At 77.2% G+C, this 4,479-nt stretch carries 4 protein-coding genes; all 4 read right to left on the minus strand.

What is annotated here, in order from left to right; genetic code table 11:
• Nucleotides 1-710, minus strand: a 710-nt coding sequence (locus KIK08_RS37375; RefSeq protein ID WP_214408043.1) for an NHL repeat-containing protein, incomplete at its 3' end; no start/stop codon positions are given.
• Entirely contained in the window at nt 710-2,941 is a 2,232-nt protein-coding gene (locus KIK08_RS37380) for a putative baseplate assembly protein (protein WP_214408044.1), read from the minus strand. The genes KIK08_RS37380 and KIK08_RS37375, both read right to left, overlap by 1 nt.
• Complete coding sequence (locus KIK08_RS40750; protein ID WP_214408045.1) at nt 2,938-3,348, minus strand: GPW/gp25 family protein; 411 nt, start codon at nt 3,346-3,348, stop codon at nt 2,938-2,940. The genes KIK08_RS37380 and KIK08_RS40750 overlap by 4 nt, the downstream gene beginning before the upstream one ends.
• A 17-nt stretch (nt 3,349-3,365) precedes the next feature.
• Nucleotides 3,366-4,479: hypothetical protein (locus tag KIK08_RS37390; protein WP_214408046.1), on the minus strand; the 1,114-nt coding region annotated here is incomplete at its 5' end.

Raw genomic sequence — 4,479 nt, forward strand, 5'->3', positions numbered from 1 at the left:
CAGGCGTCGGACCCGGCGCGCAGCAGCAGCCACACCGCCCTGCCGGTGGCGGTGAGCCGGGCCGGGCGCGCGGCGGCCGGCACCGCGGCCAGCAGCGCGACCGCGGCCTCGTCGAGCCCCACCGGCACCGGCAGCCCGATCGCGTCCAGCGCGACGAGCGGCCGCTCCCGGGACGCGACGGCGGCGAGCACGACCCCGTCCGGCGCGGACGCGAGGTCGACCACGGGCTCGGCCAGCGGGATCGTGCGCAGCAGGTGCCCGTCGACCAGGTCCAGGACGGCGACGGTGCCGGTGGCACCGTCCAGCACGAGCAGGTGCTCGTCGGCGTCGGCGGCCACCGCCCACGGCCGCAACGGCCGGCGCGGGTCGGCCGCGGGCACGAACCCGCCCGGCTCCGCGGGCGTATCCGGCGCCGGCCCGAGGAGCAGGTCGACCGGCTCGCCCCGCTGCGGCCAGGGGACGCGGGAGAGCTGCCCGCGCGCCGGGTCGCCGCGGTAGAGGCAGCCCGCGCGGTCGAACCCGAGCGCGGCCCGCCCGCCCGCGGTGCCGGTCCAGGGTCGTGCCGGCGGGGACGGGAGCCGCGCCAGCGCCAGCTCGCCGCTCGTCGCGTCGACCTCCGTGGCCTCGAGCCGGCACGCCCGCCAGGCCGTGGCCCCGACGATCGGGGCGACCCGCCGCGCACCGGGAGCGGTCGCGCTGATCTCCGGCATCAGCACTCGCTCCTCGGCACGGGCACCGGCACCGGGGCCGGCGCGGTGGGCGGCACCGGCTGCGGCGTGCCGGTGCCGGCGGCGGGTGGGGTGCCGAGCACCACGGTCACCTCGACGAGCTCGGGCACCTCCCACGCGGCCAGCAGGACCGGACCGGGCGCGGGCGTGCCGGTGGCCATGTCCGCGACCTCCAGCGCCTCCACGAACTCGACGCCCTCGACCTGCAGCACGGCCGCCTCCAACTCGGGCCCGTGCACCCGCCGGCCCAGCGGCCAGCCCTGGCCCTCCGGCCCGAACGGCGGCAGCGGCGACAGGTACTGCCGCAGCACCAGCTCCACCCAGCGGCGCACACCGATCGTGCTGTAGCCGGGCTTGACCGCGATCCCCACCGACACCGCGACGGGGTGGTAGGTCGCCGGCACCACGAACAGCTCGGTCGTCACCAGCCGGCGCGCGTCGAGCCGCGCGCACACGGCCCGGAGCAACGTCTCGTCGGCCAGCGGGGCGTCCGGGTGGCGCGGGTCCTCGGTCGGCCAGACGATCACCGTGACCACCCCCGCGGCGTCGCGGTCGCGGGTGCGCGGGTCGAACCGCGGCAGGCACTCGGCGCGCCCGACCCCCGGTACGAGCGCGAGCTGGCGGAAGTCGTCGGCCACCACGGCCCGGTCGTGGCGGGTCAGCTCGCCCGGGATGCGCTCCAGCGCGCGGTCGATCGGCTCCGGGTCCTCGCCGCCCCCGGTGGGCAGCGGGTTCGCCACGGTGACGGCGCCGACGTCGGCGACCTGGGTGAGGGCCTGCGCGGCGACGTTGCCCCGCCGCCCGCCGCCGTGGCGGTAGCCCAGCGCCCGCACGGCCGCCCCCGCGGGCAGCACCCGCCCGCGGACGCTGTCGCCACAGCGCAGCCGGCCGGCGCCGGCGTCGAGCAGCAGGTGCCGGTCGTCGGGGCTACTGGCCGCCAGCGAGTCGACCACGGTCCAGTCCACCCAGTCGGTGCCGTCCTCCTGCACCTGCACCTGCACCGACTCGGCCACCACCGGCGCGTTGGCCAGGCCCAGCTCCTGGTGGCTGAGCCCGTGACCGCGGCCGAGCAGCTCGGGCGGGGCCTGGGCGACCTGCTCGACGTCGGCCGCGTTGGCGCCGACCCAGCGCAGCCGCCCGATCTCCGGGACGCCCTCGCGCGGGAAGGCGCGCAGCCAGAACAGCACCGGCGGCCCGTCCGCGAGCGCGGGCGGCGCGTTGCGGCCGACCCCGGCGCGGTCGGCCGCCTCGTCCGGGTCGACGGGGGCGGCGGGGTCGGGCGGCGGGTCGAGGCCGATCTCGGACAGGTGGGCGGCGGGCAGCTGGAGCGCGACGACGCCGCTGCGCCGCAGCCCGTCGGTGCTGTCGGCGGCGACGGCCACCGGGAACAGCACCCGGTCGGTCCCCTGCACCCCGGTGACCTCCCAGATCAGGCTGGAGTCGGGCGCGCCCGGCGCGGGCTCCGGCGGGATCTCCCCCGGGCAGGGCGCGACGTCGCCGAGGCCGGGCCGCGCGGCGTCACCCGCAATCCCGAGCGTGATCGGCGTGCGCGCCAGCGGCCCGGATCGGTCGAGCAGCGCCCGCCGCTGCTCGTCGGTCGTGCCCGGCGTCCCCGGGCCGGCGTGCACAGCGATCCACAGGCAGCGGTCGACGGCCGGGCCGACGTCGAGCAGCTGGTCGTCGGTCAGGGTGGTCGGGTCGGGCCCCAGCACCGTCTCCTCGTAGGTGACGACGTCGGCCAGGTCGAGGTCGTTGGCGTCGGCGAGGCGCCGCAGCTCGTCGTGCAGGAGTGCGTCGGTGGGCTCGTCGACCTCAGTCTTGACGACGGCGGTGACGGCGATCGGGAACACCGTGACGTCGTTGCCGACCCGGAAGGGCACCGCGTCCGCCTGCACCGTCGTGCCCAGCGGCACGGCGGGGGGCGGCCCGGCGAGCCGCCCCGCGGTGAACGCGACCAGGCCCGTCGCCCGCCGGGCCGGCAGCGGCGGCACGGCCAGCAGCCGCAGCAGCCACAGCCGCGTCTGGTCCGGGATCTGGTTGAACCGGAAGAGCAGGGTCTCGCCGAGGTGCGCCACCAGCTCGAGCAGCGTGATCCCGGGGTCGCTCGGGCCCTGGTCGGTCCACTCCGGGGTGAAGACGGCGATGCGCCCCCGCAGCTCGGCCAGCAGCTGGTCGAAGTCGCGGTCGTCGAGCACCGGGACGGGCAGGGTCATCGCGCCGGCCCTCCTGCGAGGGTGAGCGGCACCCGCAGCCCGTCCGGGCTCTGGTCGCGCACGTGCAGGTAGGCGACGGTGACGACGACGGTGCTCGGGTCGTCGGTGGTGCTCACCTCGACCTCGCGCAGGTCGATGCGCGGCTCCCACGCCCGCAGCGCCGCCTCCACCTCGCGGGCGATCGCCGCGCGGGTGGCGGGCGTGTTGGGCTCCATCAGGAAGCGCCGCAGGCCGCACCCGAAGTCGGGGCGCATCACGCGTTCCCCCGGCTCGGTGTCCAAGATCAGCAGGATCGACTGGCGCACCAGCGCGGGCCCGGCCCGCAGCGCCACCCCGCCGGTCGGGCCGGGCGCGGGCGGGAACGGCCATCCGCGACCCAGCCTGTCGAGCCGATCGGGCCGGGTCACGGGGTCACCGCTCGCGTTCACGGGGTCACCACGGCTGCCCGCTCGACCCGGAGCGCGAACGGGCGGGCCGGCGCGGGCGGCTCCGCCGAGGTGAGTGCGGTCCGGCCGATGGCGGTGAACGAGCGGGCGTCCAGGCTGCCGCCGGTGTGGGCGCTCTTCAGCGCGTCGGCGAGCGTCGTCGCCGCGGGCTTGGTCACCTTCACCCCGCCCATGAGGTCCTTCAGCGCCTTGAGGAAGGACGGCCGCCCGGACAGCGAGATCGCCAGGTCCTCGTCGACGGCGAGCCCGGCGCCGAGGTTCTCGAAGTCGGTCAGCAGATCCTGGCCGAGCTCGACCGTCGCGTCGGGCGGGATGCAGAACCGCAGCATGAGCAGGAACCACAGCTGGAAGACCAGGACGACGATCGGGAGGAACAGCCGCAGCACGAAGAACGCGACGATCGTGATCAGGGGGATCGCGAACGAGCAGATCTGAACCTTCTGGTTCGTCATCGCGGTGCCGGCCGCGGTGGCGGTCAGGTCGTTGGTGGTGAACGACAGCGCCGACTCCGGTGGCGAGCTGAACCGGACGCCTCCCGCCCCGCCCGGGCCCAGCCGCAGGGCGTCGGTGTGCAGGCGGCGCAGGTCCGGCATCTGCACGGTGACCGGCCGGTTCGCGCAGCCCTCCAGGTCGAAGTGGGCCGCCAGCCGGTACGCCTCGGTGGGCTCGGACCAGGTCAGCGGGCACGTGCAGTGCCGGCCGCCGCGCGGGCACTCCGGGCGGTGCCGCCGGACGAAGCAGCGGATCTCGTAGTCGCGGGTGTCGTCGAAACGGGCGGCACCGGACGGGTCGACGTCGGCGGAGCCGGTCGGCACCACCCCGAAGAAGATCGTCTCTCCGGCGGCGTCGTGCCCGGGCCGGGTCGGGTCGGGCACGAGCGCGGTCAGCGGGAATGCGGCCTCGGTCAGCTCCACGGGCTGCTCGTCGACCAGCCGCCACGACCCGACCCCGGCGAGCGGCACGGGCCCGCCCGGCGCGGGGCAGGCCGGCAGGTCCACCGCGGCGCCGGTGGCGTCCGCGCCGGCGGGCACCCAGCCCTCCAGCGTGCGGGTCGAGCCCGGGGTCACCGCGCCGGCGGCCAGCGCACGGACC

It is taken from the genome of Pseudonocardia lacus, assembly GCF_018531445.1.
In the GTDB taxonomy this organism is placed as follows: Bacteria; Actinomycetota; Actinomycetes; order Mycobacteriales; family Pseudonocardiaceae; genus Pseudonocardia; species Pseudonocardia lacus.

Coding starts and splice junctions, on each gene's coding strand:
- KIK08_RS37380 (WP_214408044.1), bottom strand. CDS start 2,941: ATGACCCTGCCCGTCCCGGTGCTCGACGACCGCGACTTCGACCAGCTG.